Source organism: Actinoplanes sp. ATCC 53533 (genome assembly GCF_003947245.1).
The window spans coordinates 1-17088 of the sequence record NZ_QHHV01000090.1 but is presented as its reverse complement, the minus strand read 5'-3'; the positions used below and the strand labels follow the sequence as shown (position 1 = coordinate 17088).

Here is a 17088-nt window from a genome sequence, read left to right as displayed (position 1 = left end):
GCCGATGTCGCTGCGCACTAACTCAGGCGAAACGTCATCGTCGCTGGTCAACTCCGCGATTGGTTGATCAACTACAAAGTTGGGCGCGCCCGGCAGGATTCGAACCTGCGACCGACGGATTAGAAGGGGCCATGACGTTCAGGTCATGCCCATCTACCAGCGCCTACAGTGTCAATCGTCGTGTCTCAAGTGTCTCTACTGTCTCCACCGAACCGTGGTTCGCGCCACGGACCGCGCCACGAATTCGGCGATGACCCGAGCGGCAAGTAGCGGGCGTGGGAACCGTTCGGCCCCCACGCTGCTTACTTACTGTGACGCAGCAAGCGGGTGTCAGCTTTGGTCCTCGGTCGCTGGGGTGAGTCCCGGCCGCATGATCTCTCGGATGTCTACGCCGCCATCTCCCCAGATCAGCATGCCCGACTCCCAGTGAAGCTCAACGTCGCTGCGGTTGCGCATCAGCCAGTCGTAGTTCTTGAGCGCGATGCGGGCTTCCGGCGTGATGGGCTGGTAGCTGATCTCGTCCGTCATGGGCTTGAAGCTAGTCGTCGGGTGGTGAGATGTCATCGGCGCGCTCGCGGGCCGATGACCGCTCACCGGCCCAATGTCAAGGTACTGACGTTCCAAGGTGGAGGGTGGCCGGTCCCGGTAAGGGCGGCTGACGGCGTCGATGGTGAGCACGCACGCAAGCGCGGCGACGGTAGCGGCGTTCTCGGCGGGGGTGCCGTGGAGTCTGATGCGCATGGTGGGCGCCTTTCCGATGCGAGTGCTGTCCGGGGGTGGGGTGTCGGGGTGGCGTTGCCAGCGGCGCCGTGGGCGGGCCGCTGAGAGGCCCGTAGAGCCGAGATCGGGGCTGGGTTGGTGTTATGGGATGCACCGATCCGGCTGTGGCGCCTTCAGCGGCCCGCGTCTGGCGGCTCGTCTGGCTCGGGGTGCTCGGCGGGTGGGGTGGGGTCTGTGGGCGGTGGGGCCGCTACATCCGCTACATCCGTAACATCGCTGGTCAGGGCGGGTGGAATCTGTAGCGGTTCCGGTTCTGTAACCGCTACATCCGCTACGGGGGCCGCTCCATCGGGCATGAGCGGGGGCAGGTAGCGGGTGAAGGCGTCGGTGAGGTCGGCGAGGTCGTAGCCGCGGCCGACCGGTCCGGTGCCGGTCTCACGGACGTTCTTCGGGTGGATGCCGTAGACGCGCAGCATCTTGGACAGTTCGTGGGAGGTGAGTTCGCGGGTGGCCCATGGTGAGTCGGTGATGGCGCGGAGCCGGTCGAGGATGGTGGCGGTGTGCAGCTTGCGGGTGTCGGTGAACCCGGTGCGCAGGTCGGCGAGTAGGCGCAGGCTGCCGGAGGTGTCGGTGTCGTTGTCGGCGGCGGCTTCGGTGAGGGTTTTGCAGGCCAGGCGGGCGCGTTCGGGCCAGTCGGCGCCGGCGTGGTCGGCGATGGCGATCAGGGATTCCCAGGTGTCGGCGGCGCGGTCTTCGACGGGCATGGGCGGTTCGGCGGCCCGGAGTGCGGGCAGGTGGGCGCGGACCCACCGGTTCAGGCGGTTGCGGATGGCGTGCAGGGCGGGGGTGTCGCGGACGGTGCGGAACGGCTTGACGGTTTCGTGGGGTGCGCGGCGGCGCATGCGGATGTTGACGGCACGGTCAGTGATGGTGTCGGGCAGGTCGCCGATGCCGGCGATGGCGGCCATGGCGAATGAGGCGAACGCTTTGACTTCCTGGTTCGGGCCGACGCAGCGCAGGACGGGCCAGCCGCGGGAGTGTCCGGCGTTGAGTAGGGCGCGGAGGTCTTCGTTGGCTTCGGCCTGGCGTTTGGTGCCGAAGATGGCGTCGGCTTCGTCGAACAGCACGGTGGGCGGGTCGTCTCCGCCGATGGAGCGGTACAGGGCTGCGGTGGAGGCGTTGACCGCGGGGAGCACGTTGTGGCTAGTGGCCTTGATGATTTCCAGCAGGCGGGACTTGCCGCAGCGTTTCGCCGGGCCGGTGATGCCCAGGCGGGTGGCGTGTTCCCAGGCAGGTTGCGCGTGCGTGGCGGCGATCCACAACACCACGGCGTCGGTGGACTCCGGTGAGGGCATGACCAGGTAGCGCAGCACGGCGGCGTGCAGCTCGGCGAGCAACGCCGCGCCGTCGACCGGGGCGGCCCGGTCGGTGCCGGTCCGGCCGCCAGGAGTCGGGAGTGCTGGAACAGGGCTCGGATCGGGCGGGGTCAGGTCGCCGAACTCGGCTTCGTATGCCTGCCAGTCGAACTCTGGGCCGGTCATGAGGCCACCATCCGGGGCCGTTGGGCACCGCGACGTAGCCCGGAGCTGATGGTGGGTCGCGCTTCGTGCGGTCGCAGCCCGGCGCCGACGGCTGCCTGTTCCAGCACATCGGCAACGGTGTCGGCGGTCAGGTCACCACCGGCCACCAACTGTCCGAGGGCGACGGCGGCGCCCCACAGCACGGCGTTGCGCCGACCGGCCGGGGCGGCGCGGACGTGGTCGGCTTCGCGGGCGAGTGCGGCGGCCAGGTAGGCGCTACGCCGGTCGGTGGCGGCGAGCGGCACGGCGACCGGCCGACCTGGTGGTGGGCTCTGCGCGGCGCGGTCGAGGTGGCGCAGCACATCGGCGAGCCAGCCGGGCAGCGGTGCGGGCGGCCGGTCGCGGACGACGGTGTAGGCGCGGGCGCCGATAACGCTGCCCTCGGCGACGACGTACCCACCGTGGGCGCGGGTGTCGATGGCCTCGCCGAGGGCGCGGGCGGTGCCGCCCTTGGTGTTGCGCAGCGCGGGGCCGGGCGGGTGGCGGTAGTACAGGTGCCAGCCACCGGACGGCGTGGCGACGATCAGCGTGTCGGCGGGGATCGGCTGACCGTGCTCGGCGCACAACGCGACGAACACGTCACGTCCGTGGCGGCCGGCGGGTCCTGTAGCGGATGCAACCGCTACAGGATCGGAAACCGCTACAGGGTTGACCTGCGATGTTACGGATGTAGCGGATGTAGCGGCCCCACGGCCGTGCGGCGGTTTCGGCGTGTCGAGGTCGATGACCAGCAGATCGGCCGGGCCGACCGCGAGCCCGACGTTGAACGCCCGCGACGCCCACCACCGGCCGATCAGGTCGGGGTCGCAGGTGGCGCGACGTTCCCACGAGTCCGGCACGGCCGGGGTCTTACTGCCCGGCCAGAGCGGGAACACGGGCCAGCCCCGCACGGCGTGCGCCAGGGCGGCGGCCAACAGGGCTTGCCGAGTCGTCATGGCCGGACTCCCTTCCAGAGTGGATCGGTGATCAGGCGGTGCGGCGGCGGGTGCTGATGTCGATGACCGATTGCCGCTCACCCGGCCCGGCGGCCCGCTCGGCGGGGTGGCTCCGTACGGCGGTGATGACGCTGACCCGCACGTACTGGCGGACCCGTCCGGCGTCGGCACCAAACAGTGGTTCGGGTTTACTGGCTCCGGTGACGCGGCCGATGGCGGCGAGCGCCGTCAGCGTTGCGGTGGCCTGATCGGGTGTGCCGATCAGCCACATTTCGAGGTCGGTCATGTGAATCACGCTCCGTTGTCACATCCGGCGTTGTCGGTGGGTGCCGAGTGGTGGCCGGCGGCGCGGCACGGGTTCGCGGCCAGGGCCGCGCCGCCGGGCGAACTTAGAACGGCGGTTCGTCGCTGAATCCGGCATCACCGGCCGTGGCGGTGGCGGGGCGGGCGGGGCTGGCCGTGGCCCACTGGTCATCGGCGGGTGCGGCTCCGGGGCCGCCGTTGGAACGGGCCAGCTTCTTGACCGTCGCGGTTGCGAACCGCAGCGACGGGCCGATCTCGTCCACATCGAGGCCGTACGCCGAACGCTTCTCGCCTTCCGGGGTTTCCCAGCGCGACAGCTTGAGTCGGCCGGTCACCACCACGCGGGCGCCCCTGCTCAGCGACTCGGCGACGTTCTCCGCCAGGTCGCGCCATGCGGTGCAGTTCAGGAACAGCGGGTCGCCGTCCTTGTAGCCGTTGGTGGCCTTGTCGAACAGGCGCGGGGTGGATGCGACGGAGAACTTGGCGACCGCCAGCCCGCTCGGGGTGAAGCGCAGTTCGGGGTCGGCGGTCAGGTTCCCGACGATCGTCATCGTGGTCTCGTTAGCCATGACAGGTCAGTCCTTCCAGGGTTCAGGCGGCGACCGGCAGCGGCTCTGCCACCGGCTCAGGGATCGACATCGGGGCGGGGGTCGGGTTGGCTGTGCTGACGGCAGCCGGTGGGGTGGGGCGTGCGACCCATTGGCCGCTGTGCCATTCCGGGCTGCCAGTGGGCGCGTCGGCGGGTGGTTGGTAGGTGGCGAGCTTGGTGAGCTGGCGCCAGTAGTAGTGCCGGCCCTGGTGGTGGTACATCTCCGGCTCGACGTTGCGCAGCCAGCGGCGGATCACTTCGCGGCCGATGCGTTCGGCCAGCTCGCCCGGCTGACTGGTGTCGAAGCCGTTGTCGGGGTTGGCCTGTGCGAGGCTCCACAGCATCGCGAGGTGGCTGTCGGTGTAGGTGGTCAGCCGGTCGGGGTCGAACTCGATCGTGATCGCCGTGGTGGTCATGCCGGACCGCCGAAGCACTCCGGCTGGTCGCAGGCGACCGCGCCGCGGGCAAGTGCCGTCGGGATCGACAGTTGGTAGAGCCGGTCGCTCGAGTCGGTGTCCGGCCGGCAGGACGGCCGGACCTCGGTCCAACCGGCCAGCTTTTCGGTGAGCCGGACCGGCAGCCCGCCGTCGGTGCCGTCCGGCCGGTGGTAGATCGACGTGGCCCGGTGAGCGGTCGGGTCGGTAGGGAACCGGATGGCGACGGCGACGAACCCGGTGGCGTGTTCCTCGGCCGGGATCTGCGCGCCGGTGATGGTGGTGGTCATGGGGTGGTGGTCCTTTCGGGTGTCGACCGGGCTCCTCATGCCGCGTCCTCATCACCGGCGTCTTGGCCGGCGTCGCTGCGCGCGGCGGCCGGGCGGATCTCGGAGGAGTCGCGGAATACCGCCGGATAGAGGGGTCCGCCGTCGGTGTCGTGGTCGACGGGTGCGGCGCCTTCGACCACGACGTCCCACTCGTTCGGGCCGCACTGCCCGGCGATCCACCCGGGGACCCACGGCCAGCCGGCGCGGTCTCCGTGGCGTTGCTCGTCGGTGAGCGGGAACCGGACCCCGACGCTGGATTCGTCGGGGAATCGGCCGTCGTTGGGCTCGTAGAGGTTCACGCTGCCCACTGCCGATCGTTGGTGCCCTCGGTGTGGAGGCCGATCTCGGGGGCGCCGGACGCGGCGGCGCGGCGGCGTAGCCGGTCGAGGTGGTAGTCGAGCCGGTCATCGAGGCCCGTCGGGTCGTCGGCGAGGACGGTTTCGGCGAACACGAGAGCGGACATGGCGACGTCGATCGCCTCGGCGATGACGTCTTCCCAGGTGTGGGTGACTCCCTTGCGGGGGTTCTGGCCGAGCACGCCGATGACAGCCTGCGCCAGCTCTCCGGCTTCCTCTTGCACCTTGAGGGCGCGGCACAGCGTTTCGGGGAGGCCCTTGAGGTTCGGGTTGCCGCGGGTGTCGAGCTGGCCGGCGATGCGCCGGGCGGCGGTGGCGAGCGTTTCGTGGGCGGTCATGCGTAGTCTCCGTCCGTGTCGCGGCGCTGGGCCGTTCGGGCGTCGTAGGCGGCCATGCGGGGGTCGTAGTCGACGTCGGTGCGGTCCATGAAGTCGTTGATCGGGGCTTCGTCGTCGAAGCCGTGGTCGAACTGGTCGGGGTGCCAGCCGCGGGCGCGCAGTTCGGTGTCGAGGCGGTTATGGGCGGCGATGATGTCCTTGGCGTCGATGCCGCGCTCACGTCCGCGTTGGCTGATCGCCTCGATCGCGGCCTGCCGGTGCTCTGACGCTTGGATGTATCGCCCGTAGGCGCTGCGTGCGGTCGGCCGCCACGCGTTGCGCCGGTCGATGTGCTCGACCGAGTCGGCGCGGCGGGTGCCGGTGCTGCTGTCGGCTGCGGTGTTGGGCCGGGTCTGCGTGGTGTCGTCGGCCAGGAACCGGGCGAAGAAGGTGCGGAGTTTCATGCGGCCCTCCGGATTGCGGGACGGGTGCGGGAGCTGTCGACGGCCGGTCGCCCGGCCCGGGGGGTGATGCCGGGCCGGACGGCCACGGCGGTGAGCAGGTCGCGGATCAGGCGCAGGGTGAGCGCGAGTTGCCAGCGGGCGCCGGTTTCGGTGCTGTGCAAGGGGATCCGGACGCGGACCTCGGCGTACTCGACGTCACCGGCGCGGGTGCGGGTGAGCCATGCCCGGCCGCCGACCTCGCGGGCCTCGACGTCGGGGGCGCGGTGCTCGTTGATGCCGCACCGGTGGTCGCGGGCACACCAGTCGGTGTGCGGGGTGGGCTCGCGGTGGAGACGGGCCATGGTGCGGTTCATCGGTTGCCTGCCTTCCGCTCGGAGCGCAGGTACTCGTAGATCCGGCGGCCGATCCGGACCCGGCGGCCGGTGCCGTTGCAGCGCGGGCACTCGCGGAAGGTCTTGCGGAACACGCGGGAGTAGATGCGCCCGCTGGTGCAGCGGGAGCGCTGGCAGATCCCCCACGGGGAGATCGCGCACATCATGATGTAGAACGCTGAGTAACCAAGCAGGGTGAGGGTGGCTAGGAGTATCAGGGTCGTCACGGGAGTGCCTCCAGGGCCGTTTTAGGGTGCGTGGGGCCGGCGCTCCTAGTTGCTAGGGCGCTGATCAGGAAACGGATTCGGTTCTAGGGGTGGTCCTAGGTCTAGGAGGGTTGGGGTCCTAGACCTAGGACCGTCCGGCGGGTCACTTGGTCTTGCCGCGACCACCGTTTCCGTCACGCTCGGTGAGGGCTTTGAGGATGTCGGTGCGGGTGTAGCCCTGCCGGTTGCCGGTCTCGTCGGTGTCCGGGTCGTTGCCCCACACCTGCCCCGGCTTGACCCCGTGGGCCTTGACCGCCGCCCTCAACTGGTCGGCGGTCAGGTCGCCGTAGACCTCCGGGCGCAGCTCGGCGAGGAGCTTGACCAGCACGGTGGTCCACACCTTGGGCTTCTTCTCGCTCATGACCGCGGCCAGGTCTTCCAGCACCGTGTCGCGGCGCACCTCGGCGGTGTCGAGCGCGACCCCGGCGGCGTGGCCGGTGATGTTGCCCGCCTTCTCTCGCAGCCCGCGCGCCCGGCGGACCAGCACCTCGGCGGTCGGGCCATCCACATAGAACGTCCGGGCGATGACCGGGTCGTCGCCCTCGCCGGCCAGGTAACCGATGCCGCGGTCGCGGCGGCCGAACATGGTCGCCCGGATGCCGTTCTTGTACTGCGACGTCCCGAGGACCATGTCGTTCTCGATCTGGCCCATGACCTTGAGGCAGAACCGCAGCACCGCGTTGGCCGAGATGCCCGAGGGCAGCGACTTCGCGTCCGGGCGCTGGGTGGCCAGTACCAGGTCGATCCCGGTCGCCGGGCCGCGCTTGATCAGGTCGGTGCAGATCTCCTCGAACTCGTCGCCGTACTTCGGGTGCTCGAACCACACCTGGCACTCGTCCACGCCCGCGACGATCGGGCCGAGCCCCAGCTTCTTGATGTTGGCCAGGTCGTCGGTGACCTTGTTCTCCGGGCACAGGTCCCGGGGCAGCTCCCGGATCACCTTGGTCCGGCGCCGCATCTCGGTGCGCAGCTCCCGCATCGCGGTCAGCCCGTAGGCGATGTCCTCATCGTCGTCACCGGCCCGGTACCGGTGGGCGACCGGCTCCAGCGGCGACAGGTCGCCGGTGCCCTTGAGGTCGAACGCGAAGATCTGCGCCCGCGGGTCGAGCGCGGCGATCAGCAGGATCAGGCGCAGCGCGAACGTCTTGCCCATACGCGGGATGCTGCCGACGATCATCGACGCGTACATGAGGGTGAGCGTGACCAGCGTGCCGCGCGGGTCGGTGCCGAACGGGGCGGGCTTGAACAGGTTCGCCGTGCCGGTCTTGAGCAGCGGGAACACGGTCGGCTTGGCCTTGCTCATGTCCTTGTCAGCGACGAACAGCACCAGCCAGCCGGGGTGCACCTCGGCGTTGACCTGGGGCCATACACACCCGAGCGGCCGGGTCAGCGCGGCGGCCAGTTCCTCGCGCTTGTCGACCACGGAGGAGGCGACCACGCCGCGGGGCAGCTCGACCTCGCAGCGCCACCCGGCGCCGTTCTCCCGGGCGATCGGTGCCGGGAACCACCGCTTGCCGTTGTCGCCGCGCCGGATCGCCGCGTCGATGCCCGGAATCCGCAGCGAGCCGAGCGCGGCGAACACCTCGGCCGAGGTCAGCGGCGCCACGTCACGCCGCACCACAGCGGTGTCCAGCAGCGGCTTGTCGGCCGGGGTGCCGAGGTAGCCGAGGATCGCGGCCAGCACACCCAGCGCGGTCCACCGCTGCCAGGTCGGGGCGAGGACGACCCAGCCGGTCACGGCCAGCAGCAGCGCGAGCATGCCGACCGCGGTGATCCCGCGCCACCGCACCCGGCGGTCACGCTGCCGGGCCAGCTTGAGGTAGGTCTCGGCGTCCTCGGTCCGGACGGTGGCCTGCCGCACCGGCTCGCCTTCCAGATCGAACAGCCACCGCGTGTACGTGCTCACCACGCGGATCGCGCCGCGCGGGGTGCGGAACGCGACCCTGCCGGCGTACTTCGGCAGGCGCAGCGCGTGGTACGCAAGCGCGTGCGCGCCGAAACCGGCCGCCCACGCAAGGTTCCCGACGAACTCGGTCCGGGACTTGAACGTCGATGGGACGATCGGCACGCGCTGCGCGTCGCGGAACGACGCGAGGCTAAACCGCGGGCGCCGCTGCACGCCAATGCTGTCGACCAGGACCGGCCGGCCGGTGTCGTCCTCGGTGTCGTGCTCCGTGTCGGCTTCGGCACCGGTCCGGGTGTCGCCGATCGTGTCGGGTTCGGTGTCGGGTCCGGCGTCGTCCCGGTTGTCGCGGCGCTGACGGGCCGCGGTCAGATCAACGACGTCGGCCTCGGCGGCCTGCCAGTCGAATCGGTCTTCAGGGGTGGGGCTTGTCATGATGGGTGTTCCTCCACTGGGTTCGTGAGGACTCGGAATGAGGGAGGACCGGGGCGCGGCTGGGTGGTTGGCAGCCGGAAGGCCGCGCCCCGGGCGAAGCTAGAACTCGTCGGCGTCGCTGTCGGTCCGCGCGGCGTACCGCGGCGAGGTGTTCTCGTCGGCGGGCCGGCCGAGCTGCCAGAACGGCACCTGCTTGACGCCGCCGATCGTCTCGTCCACGTGGGTGAACTTGCCGGTGGCCTCGATCTGCTGGGCCTTCTCCTGCGCCGGGTGCTTCCCGGCCTCCCACAACTCGCGCGTGTGCTGGTTGAACACCGAGTCGGACTGCGCATCACGCTCGGCCATCGGCCGGCCGTCGATGAGGATGCCGCCCAGCTCGGCGGCCGACGCCACCTTCTCGGCCTGCGCGAGGCGGCCGGGGTCGAGTCGGGCGTCCGGGCCGGGACCGGCCGCGGCGTCGGCGCGCAGCCCGGCGGCGTACTCGCGGGCGGCGGTCGCGGCGGCGGCCTTGCGGGTCGCCCAGTCCTGCGCGTCGGCGTTGGGGTGTCCGCGCTCGGCGAGGATCTCGGCGGCGTGGGCCGCCTCGTGCTCCAGGGTCTCGGCGCCGCGCTCGCAGCGCGCAGCCAGGGCCTCGAAGGTGTCGGTGTGGTTTCTCATCTGCGGGCGCTCCTCAGAACTCGTCGGTGTCGTGGCGGGAGGCGATATCGCGGTTCATGTCGTTCTTGAGCCCGTCGAAGGCGTGCCCGGCCTTGTCGGCGGCGGCCGCGTCCAGTCGCTCGGCCAGGTCGAGGGCGCGCTGGTGCTCCGGGGAGCCTTCGGGCGACTGCCCGGCGCAGTACCGGGCAGTCGCGGCACGTTCCCGTGACGCTTGCGCCTCGGCCATGACCTGCGGGTCGGCGACCGGCTTGGTGTGGCTGTCGAAGATCACGTCGCGGTGACCGTCGGCGTACTCGATCAGGCTGGTGCTGGTTGCGGCGTCGCTGGCGTGTCGGATCGCGGTGCGCCCGTCGTGCAGGTCGATCACGATCTCGCCGTCACTGCCCTGCTCGGCCAGGGCTTCGAGGTCCCGGCGCGTGCTGTAGCGGATGGGGTGGTTTCTCATGTGCTGGCGCTCCTCAGAACTCGTCGGTGTCGTCGGCGCGGTACTCGGCGGCGGCCTCCAGGCCGTTCGACGCCTGCGCCGGGGCGGCGGTGTCGGTGTTGTTCCGCTCGGCGGCGTCGCGCAGCTCGCGGAACTCGGCGTCGGCGGCCTCCTGCGCCAACTGCTCGGTGAGGTAGCCGTATCGCGTGTCGAGGTGGGGGGTGTACGGGGTGAACATGGTGTTGGCGTCTCCTCAGAACTCGTCGGGTTCGTGGGTGTGCAGGTCGGTGTCGATGTCGAGGCGCTGCCACCACTTGAGGGGCTTCTCGGCCTCGATCACCGCGTCGTTGGCGTCGAGGTAGGCGTCGGTGACGTCCTGTTCGCGGGCGCTGACGTCGGTCAGGGTCTGCCGGGCGGCGATCAGGGCCTGCCGGTTGGTGCGGGTCTCGTCGCTGAAAAAGCGCACGGGTGGGATCTCCTTTCAGGCGGCGGTCCGGGCCGCCGGGGCGGCGGTGGCCGGGCGGGGCTGGGGTGAGGGCTTGCGCCGGACGGGTTTCGCCGGGCGGGTCGTAGCGGGCTTGGCGGCGCGGCGCAGGTCGCGGCGTTTCCACACGATCGGCGTGCGGACCAGGGCGACGCGCATCCCGCGGCGGATCAGCATCGCTTGGAAGTTCGGCAGGCCGGCCAGCATCGCCGGGGCGATGACCGGCACCCGGCGGGTGCTGCTGCTGGTGATCCGCCCGTCCGCGTCGCGGGTGTCGGTGGTCTCCTCCCGGTCGCCGGCCAGATCGGCGAAAGCGCGCAGGTCCTCGGCGTCCTTGCAGCCGCCGTAGACCAGCACCGCCGCAGCGGAGTTGAGGATCATCGAGGCGCCGTCCTTGCCCCACCGCTCGCGGAGCTGGCCGAGGCCCTGGCAGGCGGCGTGAATGACGATCGAGCGTTTCCGCAGCTCGGCCATCCACTTGTCCAGGGGGGTGGGGCAGACCAGCGCGACCTCATCCAGGGCCAGGGTCAGCCCGGGGTCGAGCCGGCCACCCGGCCGGGCCGCGGCGGTCCGGCGGGCCTGGTAGGCGATCTCGGCGACCAGGGCGGCGACCAGCGGCCCGACCGTGCCGTCATCATCGCCGAGCAGATACAAGGCGCCGCGGTGGTCGGTCAGCTCGGCCACCGTGAACACCGCGGCGTCCGGTTCCGGGTCGCCGACCTGCGCGGCCGACGGCAGCGTGGTCCACGCCAGGGCGGGGGCCATGGCCAGCATCACGCCGTCGCGGGTCCGGGCGCTCATGTCGATCGACTGCGCCGCGGCCTGCCGCATCGCCGCGGCCTGCGGGGAGGTCTTGAGCGCGGTCAGGATCGCCTCGCGGGCGGTGTCCGGGTCGGCGCACCACGCCTGCACCTCGGCCATGCGGTAGTCGCCCAGGGCGGCGGCGTGCAGCCACACCGCGAGGACCCGGCGGGCCTGCGCCGCCCACCGGGCACCCTCGGCGCCCTGGCCGTCGATCGGGCCGATCAGGTCGGTCGCGCGGCGGGCGGCGGTCGCCGGGTCGGTGCACCCGGACAGCGGCGACCAGCGCAGCGACGACGTGAGCCCACCGAGGCCGCCGGGGTTGAACACCTGCACCGGGCCGGCCTTGCGGCGCAGCGGGGCGGTCAGGTCGAACAGGTCGGTAGCGGTGCTGGTGATGACCACGCCGCCGGGGGCGTCGATGACCCGGTTGGCCAGCTCGGCGGTCTTGCCGGTACCGGGGATACCGATCCGCAGCGTGGATTCCTCACCGGAGGTCCACACCGTCTGCCGGCCCGCCTTGGCCAGGGGCACGGCGAAGGTGCGCAGCGGTGCTCGCCACCGCCGCCACCACGACAGGCCAGCCAGTGAGGGACGGATGACGGCGGCCTTGCGGCGCATCGCCCACCCGGAGGAGGTGCGCCAGATGTCGAAGCGCGAGGCGGTGCCGGCGTTACGGCGGGCGTGGCGGTCCCACCGGCCGATCAGCCCGGCCGAACCGGTCGCACGGGCCTGCCACCACAGCGGACCGGCCACGATCGTCAGCCCGGCCAGGATCAGGCCGGCCCCGTGTAGGCGGTGCCCCGGGTGTCCGGCCAGCAGCCACCCGGCCGCGGTCAGCACGAGACCCGCGCCGGTGGTGCGGATGAGGGTCTTGGAAGTCAGCATCAGCGGGCCGCCTCAGAACTCGTCGGTGTCGTCGTAGGGGCGCGACGGCATTGGGCCGCCGGACGCGAGCACCCCGCATGCGGTGGACAGGTGCTCGGCGATGTACTGCCGGTCGGTGTGCTCGTTGTCGAGGACCCGGTCGGCCCAGTTGTGCAGCTCGGCCAGCTCGGCACGCAGGTTGTGCAGCTCGGCGTAGGCCGCGTTGATCTCGATCTCTTCTTCACTCATCGCGGGTGTCTCTCCTGGTCGCAGGGGTTCGGAATACGGGAGGACCGGGGCGCGGCTGGGTGGTTGGCAGCCGGAAGGCCGCGCCCCGGGCGGAGCTAGAACTCGTCGCCGTCGCCGCTCTCGGCGGCTCTGCGCTCGGCCAGTCGCGCGTTGAACTCCTGCGCGCGACGCTCGACCTGCGCATTGGCGTCGAGGCGCTGCGCCCGGTTGCGATCGATGACTTCCTGATGCTGGGTACGCAACTGCTGGTCAGACATGAGATCCGCCCCTCACGCCGCAGCCGACAGAGCCGTGACGGTGGCCTCACGGCGCGGCCAGTGCCGCTGCACCGTGCGCACGGTGACCTTCAGCCGCGCCGCGACCTGCTCCTGCGTCGCGTCCGGGTTCTTCTCCAGGAACCGGGCCACCCGCTCAGCAGTGGTGACCTTCGGCCGGGCCGGGCGCTTCACCGCACTGGCCACGACCTCGTTGGGCGCGCTCGCCGGCTTGGGCACCGTCGCGGCAGGGGCAGAGGTGGCCGCGGGCTGGGTGGCAGGAGACGCCTCGGGCTTAGCGAACCTGCGGAGCCGGCCACCGATCTCGACCAGGCTGATCGAGGCGACCACGATCAGGCCATCCACGCTCAGCGGCAGCAGGTACGGGCTCGCGCCCGTCTCGCCGTAGCGGGACGCGACACCAGCCATGTGCCAGTACGACACCCACGCCGCGATACCCGCGATCACCGCGGTCGCGAACAACCGAGCGAACGACGCGAGACCCTTGCTGGCCGGAACACGGGAGATCAGCTCGACCGCCAGCAGCAACGACAACGGCGACCACGCCGAGATCGCCCGGCTGATCGGATTGTCAGCAGCGTGCAGCACATTGCCCGCCAACGAAGCCGCGATACCGAGCGCGAACACACCCCGAACGGCCCAGCCGACCCGCTTGAGCCGGTAAATGTCCTGCATCATCACGCCACCGCCTTGAGACCAGCGGGACGCGCGGCCAGCTCAGCGGCCACGCGGGTGACTCGGGCCTCCGCCCGACGCAGACGCCGCCAGTCCAGCGGCGACGGACCGCCGTGCTCGGCGGCGTTGATGGTGGCAATTTCGGCGTCAACGACGTCGATCTCAGCGGCGATCAGCGGCCACTCAGCCTCGATCGCGGCCAGATCGACGGCAGACGGCGCCGCGCTGGCCTGCTTCCTGGTATCGCGGGTGCCTCTCACTGGTTCCTCCTTCTCGGCGGCGCCGGGTGGCGAGACCGTACGCTCAATGTGCACCTTGTGCTTAAGGTGTGTCAAGTGCTGACTGTGCATATGGTGAATGCCGTGGTGAACTAGGGGAGCCTGGTTGCTACGACCGAGCTTGGAGAGTGGTCTTGACTGCCATCACGGGCCAACCGGCCTACCGCCAAATCGCCGAAGATCTGCGACAGAAGATCTCGGATGGCACCTATGAGATCGGCGGCCTGCTGCCGTCGACAGCTCGCCTCATGGAGATCTACAAGGTCTCCAACACGGCGGTTCGCGCTGCCGTCCGCGAACTCCAGGGCGCCGGTGTGCTGATTGGCCAACCGGGGAAAGGCGTCTACGTCGCCGCTCGACCTGCCGCGCCGGCCGCCGACGTCGGCGCGCAGCTCGCCGTGCTTACCGAGGAAGTGCGAGCCCTCACCGAGCGGGTGACGCGGCTCGAATCCGGCGGCCTGCGGCGATGAGCAACTTGGCATCAGGCGACCCTGTTGCCGGTTGTGTACTCGGCCGCGTCTACGACGGCACCCGATGTGATCGCAGCCGACTCCATGTCGTCCAGCACGCGGGACGGCACGACGTATCGTCCACGTACCTTGATCGCGGGGAACTGGCCTTCACGGATCGCGCGGTACAGGGTTACCTCAGACATGCCCAGGACTTCGGCAGTGTCAGGAACCGATCGAAAGCGGGGGGTTCCACCGTTTTCGGCTGTTCGGGAGATCGTCACCTGGTGCCTCCGGGTTGTCGCCTGGAAATGTTGCGCTGGTGCTGTGCTGGACCAAGCGTGCATGCTCAGAAGCGCCACGAGGAGGGCGCAAAGGGGGGCGCGAAATTGCCCGCCGATCCACGCAAGTGCGCCCCCCACTGACGGGCCAGAGGTAGGTGTATGGGGTTGGGTGCCGAGATGAACCATCAACTACGGCGACTGATGACTGACGCGGGATTCTCGAACAAGTCCCTTGCCCGTGCCGTCCAAGCAGCCGCCGCGCGACGCGGCCGGCAGGTGGGGACGGATCACACCCGCGTTGCCGGTTGGCTGCGCGGCACAACGCCTCGGGGCGAGACGGCTGGGTTTGTCGTCGATGCGTTCACGGCCCGGCTCGGCACGCCAGTGACGCTTGCGGATCTTGGCCTGGGCCAGGCCGCCGAGATGCGACCGCATCTCGGACTCATCTACGAGTCTTCGCTTACCCAAGCCGTTCGCACGCTCGCAGAGATCACGCAGCACGATTCATCTGGACATCCGGAAATCGTGAGCGGAGAGTATTCCTCGGATGCGCTGAATGCACTGTGCCTTGATTGGCTCTTTGGTGGATCGCGCGTAGATACCGTGGGGCGACAACGACCGATACGAGAAATCGACGTTACCGAGATTCAGATGATGACTGCAACGTTCGACACACTAGATCGAACGTTTAGCGGCGAGCATCATAGGCAGCTCGCAGTCTCCTATCTGAAAGACGTTGTAGTGCCTAAGCTCTCAGAATACAGCGAGGACGCAATCGGCCGACGGTTCCTCCGAGCCACCGCAGTGCTTTGCGAGCTGATTGGTTGGATGGCCTACGACACGCTTCGCCACTCTGCGGCACAACGCTATTTCGCACAGGCGGTGCGATTTGCTCAGGCTTCGGGGGATGAAGGTTACGCCGCGTATGCCATATCGAGCATGGCCGACCAGGCAATATTTCTTGGACGACCAAGGCACGCCTTGAGGTTGGCAAATGTCGCCCAATCGAGGATCGGTGCGCATGTCCCGTCGCTGGCACTTGCCGAGGCTCATGTTTTTGAGGCGCGTGCTCACGCCCTTATGGGTGACAGAAGCGCCTGCGAAAAGGCGCTCGGCATTGCGGAGGAGACGTTCGATCGCCTCAGCCCAACCGACCTTCCTGTGTGGGGGCAGAACTGGTCCCATGTTGTGCTAGCGAGTCATGCCGGCACATGCTGGACGGACCTTGGCGACGCAGCCCAGGCCGCTCCCCAGATCGACGCTCTGTGGTCCTCTATCGCAGACGGCCAGCCGCGCCGACGCGTGTACAGTGCAGTCCAGCTTTCTCGGATCGCCTTGGTGCGCAACGACATCGAAGAAGCCACGCACTATGCCTCCATCGCGGTCGAAGCCTCGCCCGACATGGGATCGCTACGTTCCGTTGAGCATCTTGACCGCCAGATAGAGCATCTTCTTGCGACTAACCGCACTCACCCACTCGTCCAGTCTCTTGCCGCAAAGGTGGTTGAGCTTCGTGCAGAGTAATGACGGCAGGCCTACCGGCCGCCAATCGATCTGGGAAGAGGGTCGCACGATTACCTCCGTGAGCATCGTCGATGATTTGCAGCTTGAGGGTGCACCTGAAAAGGAGTTCAATCCTGGGGTCGCTGGACGCCTTCCGCGCAAGCGAATCGCGGCAGGCGCTCTAATTCGGAACCGGGGAGGCGAGATTCTCTTCGTAGTCCCGAACTACAAGCCTGGTCTGGATATTCCTGGCGGAATCGCCGAGGAAGGCGAACAACCGAAAGCCGCGTGTATTAGAGAGGTCGCTGAGGAAACCGGCCTCGCATTGCCAGTTGGCGACCTGCTAGTCGTGGATTGGGTGCCTCGGCATGGAGTATGGGGGGACGCTGTAATGTTCATATTCGACGGCGGGGAAATTGGCACTATTCCGGGGTCTGGGAATATCGATCCTGAGCTTGACGGTCTTGTGATGCTTTCTTTAGCGGATGCTTCATACCAGCTCCGCCCATCAATGGTTCGCAGGCTGAGTGTCGCTATCGACGCTGCCGAGACGGGACGAACAATCTATGCGGAGTTCGGCCGCCCGGTCTGATTCTCCTGATCGGCCGGGTACCCGGCCGATCAGGAGGCGTCGGCCTACTTGGAGGAGTTGCGCGCATTCGCCTCCGGGTCGCCTGGCTGAGTGTCAGGAACCGGGCGGGGCCTCAACTCGCTCGACTGCCACGGTTGCGGGAACGCCGCGCGAGACAGTGATCAGCCCAGCGTCGGTCAGCGTGGCGACAGCCCGATGTGCGGTACTGATGGCGACCTGGTAGCGCTTGGCCAACTCGGCGACAGTCGGCAGGCGGTCGCCGAGTTTGAGCGCTCCGCACCGAATTGCAGCGCGTAGGTCGTCGGCGATCCGTAGGTACGGCGCTGATGTCTCGCTGACCGGCGTTGTGATCGCAGTCATCTCGCCGTCCGTCTCGATGCCTGCCGGAAGCTCAGGCATGCGGCCTGCAAGTGAGCCGGCGGCCCGTTGATCCGCCTCGGAGACCCAGGCGGTGTAAACGCGCAAGGTTGTTGTTCCGCCGCCGCTGTGGCCGAGCCTGCCGGCCACGGTCCGGACGTCTACTCCAGCGGCGATCAGCTCAGTCGCGG

At 69.3% G+C, this 17088-nt stretch carries 27 protein-coding genes; 3 read left to right on the top strand and 24 right to left on the bottom strand.

The genetic code is table 11. The features are described from left to right. Positions 1-330: 330 nt before the first annotated feature. The 22 genes from DMB66_RS64095 to DMB66_RS27585 form a co-directional block, all read right to left on the bottom strand. Entirely contained in the window at positions 331-741 is a 411-nt protein-coding gene (locus DMB66_RS64095; RefSeq protein WP_125807047.1) for a hypothetical protein, read from the bottom strand. 152 nt (positions 742-893) lie between these two features. After that, positions 894-2261 (bottom strand): DUF3631 domain-containing protein, encoded by a 1368-nt coding sequence (locus tag DMB66_RS27680; protein ID WP_125807046.1) that lies wholly within the window; start codon positions 2259-2261, stop codon positions 894-896. Beyond that, the gene (locus tag DMB66_RS27675; RefSeq protein ID WP_125807045.1) at positions 2258-3235 is read right to left on the bottom strand and encodes a bifunctional DNA primase/polymerase; all 978 of its coding nucleotides are present in this window, start codon (positions 3233-3235) and stop codon (positions 2258-2260) included. Before DMB66_RS27675 ends, DMB66_RS27680 begins: the two co-directional genes overlap by 4 nt. Before the next feature lie 31 nt (positions 3236-3266). Then, on the bottom strand, positions 3267-3521 hold the full coding sequence (locus DMB66_RS27670) for a hypothetical protein (protein WP_125807044.1): 255 nt from the start codon (positions 3519-3521) through the stop codon (positions 3267-3269). 103 nt (positions 3522-3624) lie between these two features. After that, positions 3625-4107, bottom strand: a complete 483-nt coding sequence (locus tag DMB66_RS27665) for a single-stranded DNA-binding protein (protein WP_125807043.1) — start codon at positions 4105-4107, stop codon at positions 3625-3627. 22 nt (positions 4108-4129) lie between these two features. Then, the gene (locus tag DMB66_RS27660) at positions 4130-4543 is read right to left on the bottom strand and encodes a hypothetical protein (protein WP_125807042.1); all 414 of its coding nucleotides are present in this window, start codon (positions 4541-4543) and stop codon (positions 4130-4132) included. After that, complete coding sequence (locus DMB66_RS27655) at positions 4540-4851, bottom strand: hypothetical protein (RefSeq protein ID WP_125807041.1); 312 nt, start codon at positions 4849-4851, stop codon at positions 4540-4542. The genes DMB66_RS27660 and DMB66_RS27655 overlap by 4 nt, the downstream gene beginning before the upstream one ends. Positions 4852-4886: 35 nt before the next feature. Continuing rightward, entirely contained in the window at positions 4887-5198 is a 312-nt protein-coding gene (locus DMB66_RS27650) for a hypothetical protein (RefSeq protein WP_125807040.1), read from the bottom strand. Beyond that, the gene (locus tag DMB66_RS27645; RefSeq protein WP_125807039.1) at positions 5186-5584 is read right to left on the bottom strand and encodes a MazG-like family protein; all 399 of its coding nucleotides are present in this window, start codon (positions 5582-5584) and stop codon (positions 5186-5188) included. The genes DMB66_RS27650 and DMB66_RS27645 overlap by 13 nt, the downstream gene beginning before the upstream one ends. Further along, a complete protein-coding gene (locus DMB66_RS27640) occupies positions 5581-6027 on the bottom strand; it encodes a hypothetical protein (RefSeq protein ID WP_125807038.1) in 447 nt (148 codons plus the stop codon). Before DMB66_RS27640 ends, DMB66_RS27645 begins: the two co-directional genes overlap by 4 nt. Next, entirely contained in the window at positions 6024-6380 is a 357-nt protein-coding gene (locus DMB66_RS27635; RefSeq protein WP_125807037.1) for a hypothetical protein, read from the bottom strand. Before DMB66_RS27635 ends, DMB66_RS27640 begins: the two co-directional genes overlap by 4 nt. Beyond that, the gene (locus DMB66_RS27630) at positions 6377-6625 is read right to left on the bottom strand and encodes a hypothetical protein (RefSeq protein WP_199752652.1); all 249 of its coding nucleotides are present in this window, start codon (positions 6623-6625) and stop codon (positions 6377-6379) included. The genes DMB66_RS27635 and DMB66_RS27630 overlap by 4 nt, the downstream gene beginning before the upstream one ends. A 142-nt stretch (positions 6626-6767) precedes the next feature. Continuing rightward, a complete protein-coding gene (locus DMB66_RS27625; RefSeq protein WP_125807036.1) occupies positions 6768-9002 on the bottom strand; it encodes an FtsK/SpoIIIE domain-containing protein in 2235 nt (744 codons plus the stop codon). A gap of 99 nt (positions 9003-9101) precedes the next feature. Beyond that, the gene (locus DMB66_RS27620; protein WP_125807035.1) at positions 9102-9659 is read right to left on the bottom strand and encodes a hypothetical protein; all 558 of its coding nucleotides are present in this window, start codon (positions 9657-9659) and stop codon (positions 9102-9104) included. A gap of 13 nt (positions 9660-9672) precedes the next feature. Further along, entirely contained in the window at positions 9673-10104 is a 432-nt protein-coding gene (locus DMB66_RS27615) for a hypothetical protein (RefSeq protein WP_125807034.1), read from the bottom strand. Positions 10105-10117: 13 nt separating this feature from the next. Continuing rightward, positions 10118-10321, bottom strand: a complete 204-nt coding sequence (locus tag DMB66_RS27610) for a hypothetical protein (RefSeq protein ID WP_125807033.1) — start codon at positions 10319-10321, stop codon at positions 10118-10120. A 15-nt stretch (positions 10322-10336) separates the two neighbouring features. Next, complete coding sequence (locus tag DMB66_RS27605; RefSeq protein WP_125807032.1) at positions 10337-10549, bottom strand: hypothetical protein; 213 nt, start codon at positions 10547-10549, stop codon at positions 10337-10339. Between the two features lie 15 nt (positions 10550-10564). After that, on the bottom strand, positions 10565-12256 hold the full coding sequence (locus DMB66_RS27600; RefSeq protein WP_125807031.1) for a type IV secretory system conjugative DNA transfer family protein: 1692 nt from the start codon (positions 12254-12256) through the stop codon (positions 10565-10567). Between the two features lie 12 nt (positions 12257-12268). Next, the gene (locus tag DMB66_RS27595; RefSeq protein WP_125807030.1) at positions 12269-12484 is read right to left on the bottom strand and encodes a hypothetical protein; all 216 of its coding nucleotides are present in this window, start codon (positions 12482-12484) and stop codon (positions 12269-12271) included. 95 nt (positions 12485-12579) lie between these two features. Continuing rightward, on the bottom strand, positions 12580-12741 hold the full coding sequence (locus tag DMB66_RS61415) for a hypothetical protein (RefSeq protein WP_158647384.1): 162 nt from the start codon (positions 12739-12741) through the stop codon (positions 12580-12582). Between the two features lie 12 nt (positions 12742-12753). Continuing rightward, positions 12754-13437 carry a DUF2637 domain-containing protein gene (locus DMB66_RS27590; RefSeq protein ID WP_125807029.1) on the bottom strand — a complete coding sequence of 228 codons (684 nt, stop codon included), beginning with the start codon at positions 13435-13437 and terminating at the stop codon, positions 12754-12756. Beyond that, a complete protein-coding gene (locus DMB66_RS27585; protein ID WP_233624872.1) occupies positions 13437-13694 on the bottom strand; it encodes a DUF6284 family protein in 258 nt (85 codons plus the stop codon). Before DMB66_RS27585 ends, DMB66_RS27590 begins: the two co-directional genes overlap by 1 nt. A gap of 152 nt (positions 13695-13846) precedes the next feature. Between DMB66_RS27585 and DMB66_RS27580 the strand changes: the two genes are divergently transcribed. Further along, a complete protein-coding gene (locus tag DMB66_RS27580; protein ID WP_158647383.1) occupies positions 13847-14182 on the top strand; it encodes a winged helix-turn-helix domain-containing protein in 336 nt (111 codons plus the stop codon). 11 nt (positions 14183-14193) lie between these two features. Here DMB66_RS27580 and DMB66_RS65315 read toward each other — a convergent pair whose 3' ends face one another. Next, entirely contained in the window at positions 14194-14508 is a 315-nt protein-coding gene (locus tag DMB66_RS65315; protein ID WP_125807067.1) for a helix-turn-helix domain-containing protein, read from the bottom strand. A gap of 102 nt (positions 14509-14610) precedes the next feature. Here DMB66_RS65315 and DMB66_RS27570 point away from each other — a divergent pair, with 102 nt between their 5' ends. Together DMB66_RS27570 and DMB66_RS27565 are read left to right on the top strand one after the other, a co-directional pair. Then, entirely contained in the window at positions 14611-15969 is a 1359-nt protein-coding gene (locus DMB66_RS27570; protein ID WP_125807027.1) for a hypothetical protein, read from the top strand. Positions 15970-16027: 58 nt separating this feature from the next. Next, the gene (locus DMB66_RS27565) at positions 16028-16540 is read left to right on the top strand and encodes an NUDIX hydrolase (RefSeq protein WP_125807026.1); all 513 of its coding nucleotides are present in this window, start codon (positions 16028-16030) and stop codon (positions 16538-16540) included. A 93-nt stretch (positions 16541-16633) separates the two neighbouring features. On the opposite strand, the gene DMB66_RS64085 is transcribed toward DMB66_RS27565, so the two are convergent. After that, the coding region (locus tag DMB66_RS64085) for a GntR family transcriptional regulator (protein WP_125807025.1) at positions 16634-17088 on the bottom strand (455 nt) is incomplete at its 5' end.

Coding starts and splice junctions, on each gene's coding strand:
- DMB66_RS64095 (WP_125807047.1), bottom strand. CDS start 741: ATGCGCATCAGACTCCACGGCACCCCCGCCGAGAACGCCGCTACCGTC.
- DMB66_RS27680 (WP_125807046.1), bottom strand. CDS start 2,261: ATGACCGGCCCAGAGTTCGACTGGCAGGCATACGAAGCCGAGTTCGGC.
- DMB66_RS27675 (WP_125807045.1), bottom strand. CDS start 3,235: ATGACGACTCGGCAAGCCCTGTTGGCCGCCGCCCTGGCGCACGCCGTG.
- DMB66_RS27670 (WP_125807044.1), bottom strand. CDS start 3,521: ATGACCGACCTCGAAATGTGGCTGATCGGCACACCCGATCAGGCCACC.
- DMB66_RS27665 (WP_125807043.1), bottom strand. CDS start 4,107: ATGGCTAACGAGACCACGATGACGATCGTCGGGAACCTGACCGCCGAC.
- DMB66_RS27660 (WP_125807042.1), bottom strand. CDS start 4,543: ATGACCACCACGGCGATCACGATCGAGTTCGACCCCGACCGGCTGACC.
- DMB66_RS27655 (WP_125807041.1), bottom strand. CDS start 4,851: ATGACCACCACCATCACCGGCGCGCAGATCCCGGCCGAGGAACACGCC.
- DMB66_RS27645 (WP_125807039.1), bottom strand. CDS start 5,584: ATGACCGCCCACGAAACGCTCGCCACCGCCGCCCGGCGCATCGCCGGC.
- DMB66_RS27640 (WP_125807038.1), bottom strand. CDS start 6,027: ATGAAACTCCGCACCTTCTTCGCCCGGTTCCTGGCCGACGACACCACG.
- DMB66_RS27635 (WP_125807037.1), bottom strand. CDS start 6,380: ATGAACCGCACCATGGCCCGTCTCCACCGCGAGCCCACCCCGCACACC.
- DMB66_RS27625 (WP_125807036.1), bottom strand. CDS start 9,002: ATGACAAGCCCCACCCCTGAAGACCGATTCGACTGGCAGGCCGCCGAG.
- DMB66_RS27620 (WP_125807035.1), bottom strand. CDS start 9,659: ATGAGAAACCACACCGACACCTTCGAGGCCCTGGCTGCGCGCTGCGAG.
- DMB66_RS27615 (WP_125807034.1), bottom strand. CDS start 10,104: ATGAGAAACCACCCCATCCGCTACAGCACGCGCCGGGACCTCGAAGCC.
- DMB66_RS27610 (WP_125807033.1), bottom strand. CDS start 10,321: ATGTTCACCCCGTACACCCCCCACCTCGACACGCGATACGGCTACCTC.
- DMB66_RS27600 (WP_125807031.1), bottom strand. CDS start 12,256: ATGCTGACTTCCAAGACCCTCATCCGCACCACCGGCGCGGGTCTCGTG.
- DMB66_RS27595 (WP_125807030.1), bottom strand. CDS start 12,484: ATGAGTGAAGAAGAGATCGAGATCAACGCGGCCTACGCCGAGCTGCAC.
- DMB66_RS61415 (WP_158647384.1), bottom strand. CDS start 12,741: ATGTCTGACCAGCAGTTGCGTACCCAGCATCAGGAAGTCATCGATCGC.
- DMB66_RS27590 (WP_125807029.1), bottom strand. CDS start 13,437: ATGATGCAGGACATTTACCGGCTCAAGCGGGTCGGCTGGGCCGTTCGG.
- DMB66_RS65315 (WP_125807067.1), bottom strand. CDS start 14,508: ATGCACGCTTGGTCCAGCACAGCACCAGCGCAACATTTCCAGGCGACA.